The sequence below is a fragment of the Paracraurococcus lichenis genome (assembly GCF_030657435.1).
GTDB classification, from domain to species: domain Bacteria; phylum Pseudomonadota; class Alphaproteobacteria; order Acetobacterales; family Acetobacteraceae; genus Paracraurococcus; species Paracraurococcus lichenis.
In genome coordinates this window covers 1-3,092 of sequence record NZ_JAUTWS010000227.1, presented here as the reverse complement: position 1 = coordinate 3,092, position 3,092 = coordinate 1, and the positions used below count along the sequence as shown (strand labels likewise).

At 68.6% G+C, this 3,092-nt stretch carries 3 protein-coding genes and 2 pseudogenes; 2 read left to right on the top strand and 3 right to left on the bottom strand.

Annotated features, from left to right (window positions below; genetic code table 11):
* The coding region (locus tag Q7A36_RS39100) for a recombinase family protein (RefSeq protein ID WP_305109192.1) at positions 1-572 on the bottom strand (572 nt) is incomplete at its 3' end.
* A gap of 487 nt (positions 573-1,059) precedes the next feature.
* Here Q7A36_RS39100 and Q7A36_RS39095 point away from each other — a divergent pair.
* On the top strand, positions 1,060-1,416 hold the full coding sequence (locus Q7A36_RS39095; RefSeq protein ID WP_305109191.1) for a hypothetical protein: 357 nt from the start codon (positions 1,060-1,062) through the stop codon (positions 1,414-1,416).
* A gap of 255 nt (positions 1,417-1,671) precedes the next feature.
* Here the strand turns inward: Q7A36_RS39095 and Q7A36_RS39090 are convergent.
* Positions 1,672-2,010: pseudogene (locus tag Q7A36_RS39090) on the bottom strand (integrase core domain-containing protein); the annotation flags it as partial.
* Between the two features lie 209 nt (positions 2,011-2,219).
* Between Q7A36_RS39090 and Q7A36_RS39085 the strand changes: the two are divergent.
* Positions 2,220-2,672, top strand: a complete 453-nt coding sequence (locus tag Q7A36_RS39085) for a hypothetical protein (RefSeq protein WP_305109190.1) — start codon at positions 2,220-2,222, stop codon at positions 2,670-2,672.
* Here Q7A36_RS39085 and Q7A36_RS41985 read toward each other — a convergent pair.
* Positions 2,553-3,089 (bottom strand): annotated as a pseudogene (locus tag Q7A36_RS41985) (recombinase family protein); the annotation flags it as partial. The gene Q7A36_RS39085 and the pseudogene Q7A36_RS41985 overlap by 120 nt on opposite strands.
* Positions 3,090-3,092 lie beyond the last annotated feature (3 nt).

The window sequence follows — 3,092 nt, the reverse complement described above, 5'->3', positions numbered from 1 at the left end:
TGGGTAATTACCCAGGGCCGGCCCTCGGCCCGCAGCCGCTGCACGGCGGGCAGCCAGGCATCGGCGCCGGCGGCCAGGCCCTCCAGCCAGGCCGCCCGCCGTGCAGCGGTGACCTGGTGGATGGCGGCCGGATCGCCGGCGCGAAGGCCGGGGTTACCGGCCCGCCGGCCGCGTGCCGCGGCGGCCCGCATGCCGCTGCGGGTGCGCTCGCGGATCAGGGCGCGCTCGAGCTGGGCGGCCGCACCGAGCACCTGCAGGGTGAACAGGCCCTGCGGGCTGGCCGTGTCGACCGGGTCGCGGAGCGAGCGGAAGTGCACGCCGCGGGCCTGCAGGCCCTCGATCACCTCCAGCAGGTGCGACAGCGAGCGGGCGAGGCGGTCGAGCGAGACCACGACCAGGGTGTCGCCAGGCCGCAGCCGGGCCAGGGTGCGGGCGAGCACGGGCCGGTCGCGATCGCCGCCCGAGGCGTGCTCCTCGGCCACGTCGCGGCAGCCGGCGGCGCGCAGCTCATCGAGCTGGCGCCGCGTCGCCTGGTCCTCGGTGCTGACGCGCGCGTAGCCGACCAGCGCCATGCCGGGGCTCCCTTGTCCTGCTGCGCCCCGGCCAGCGGCGGCCAGGGTGAGGGTGGATCTCACGATTGAGGATCGACGCGGCCGAGGGAACCGCCTGTCCTGGGCCTTGTCAAATCTTGCAAGTCGCGCGCATCCGGTCCTTTGCAGGCGCATCAAGAGCCCGCGCCAGCCTCCGGCGGCCAGCCCAGGCTGCCTGCCGGGCGGCGCCGGCCCCCCCGGCAGGCCGAGGCACAAGCCCTTGTCGGATCGGCATTCTGCCGCGTGCAGGGCGGCATTCCGGGCTCCCCGCGACCGGCGTTCAGGCGCCGGTGCGACGCGCTTCCAGGCCTGTTGACGGCCGCGACGGCATGCCGGGGGCCTCGACACGACCTACAACGCCGTGCGGGAACCACTCGGGTTGCCCCTTGGCCAGAAAATAAGCGAGAGTTTGAAGTGAAACGCTGAATAGAGTAAATCACACCGATTCCGAGGGGAGGGGGGCTCACCGGTGTCGCTGGCATCGAGCAGGCGGGCTGACACGCCCCCGCATCTCGGGGACCCGGCCCTGCTGGCGGCCCTTGCCCTGGCCAGCGCGGCGGTCGCGCGGCTCGATGCCGCCACCGCCCTGCATCCGCTGTTGCCGGCCCTGCTGCACCGGAGCCGCCTGGATGCGGCCCGGCGCCAGGCCGCGGCAGACGGGCACCTGATCGACCCCTGGCACCTCGCCGCCGCGCTGGAAGGCCTGCCGCTGCGGGCCATGCGAGACAGCGAGCGAATCATGGATGCGGGGGCGATCCAGGACGCCGCCCGCCTCGCCCTCGACTACCCGGTGAGTGTCAAGCGAGTTGCCGCGCTGATCTCGTAACGGGGTCTCCTATCTGACGCGTGTCGGGCGATGGCCTTCGACGGCGGGTGAGGCTGCCACGGTGCTCGCGGCGGCGAAGGTGCGGTGCTCGCCAGCCTCGCCATGCTCGCTGCGCTGCGCGTGGCTACGGGTGGCTGCGCTCCTCTCATCGCCGCCGCTGCGCGCCGTGGCCGCGGGGCCGCCAGGTCGGGGCGGGAAAGCAGGCTCGCCAGTCGAACTGGAAAGCAGGGTTTGGCTGGCGACTGCGACGACGCTGTCGCGCTCGGGATTGAGGGTGACGGCGCCGATCGGCGTCCAGTTGCGGGTCGGCCCGCTCCAACGCCGCGGATTGGCCTCGCGCGCCTGCTGATACAAGGCGTGGCGGGCGGCCAGGATGGGGCGGTCCCCGCCGGCGTGGCGCTCAGCCGGGGTGACGTAGCGGATGCCGCTGTGGCGGTGCTCGTGGTTGTACCAGTGCACGAAGGCTGCGGCCCACTGCCGCGCCTTGGCGAGGTCGGCAAAGCCCGCGACGGGGAAGTCAGGGCGGTACTTGGCGGTGCGGAACAGCGCCTCGGCGTAGGAGTTGTCGTCGCTGACCCGCGTCCACGCCCGCGACAATCCTGCACAAATGAACCGCCTTCGGGCGTTTCGGGCCGCGGTGGCGGATTGATACGCAGAACCACATTGATGTCTTCGCGGTCGATCTCCACGCGCTTCACCACGAGGCGGATCAACTCGCGGCGCTTGTGCCAGTCCATGTCGGACATCCGCTCGTGCACGCAGTGTGCAAATTCTTCCAGTCGACCCAACAAGAGTGACAAGGTGTGCTGTTGCGCTGCCTCGTCCTGCAAAGCTCTCGCTTGCATTTCCCAAGCTTGGATCCGCTGTCTGAAACCAGCGATCCGCGGCTCGAACTCCGTGCGTTCGATCAAGCCTTCGGCGTAGCTGTCTATGAGACGTCCCATGCCGCGGCGCAGTTTGGAGAGCTGCGTTTCAATGACCGAGAGATTGAGGCCATTGGCGTCAGTGCGTCGCGCAACTTCAAGGCGCCGTTCGTACTCGGCTGCAATCCGCCCGGGGTTACGCAAGACATTCTCGACTTCCTGCCACACAGCCGCGTCCAGAACGTCGGTACGAATCTGGATGTTCGCACATACCCGCAGGCCATCGGCGCGATCAACGCTGCTGCCGGCACATCGGTAGTAGGTGTATTCGTAGTGTTTGCCTCCTGGCGAGCGCACATGGTTGCGCGCACCGCAGTAGGCGTACCCGCATAGCTGGCAGACCAGCAGGCCTTGCAGTAAGTAGCGAGCGCCATTCCCGTGCTCACGGCTCCGACGACGGTTCTCGAGTAGCTGCTCTTGGACAGCGTCGAAAATCGCAGAGTCCACAATCGGTGGAACTGGCACGCGGATCCACTCAGCAGCAGGAATATCCATCCGCTTGCGTGGCCACCTGGAATGCTCACTACCACCACGAACTGGCCGCAGCCGAGGTGGCCGTGGCTCAGGGCGCGACTTACCAAATATAGCTTCGCCGCAGTACGCAGAGTTTCTTAGTAGCCGACTGACTGTGCCGCGTTTCCATAGCGGCCTTCCCTGAAAGGTCGGGCAGTTCTGCTGGTATAAGCGCCGGCAAACCTTACCAATGGTTAGCCGCTCACGGCCAACCCAGTCGAAGATTTTCCGGACCACCTG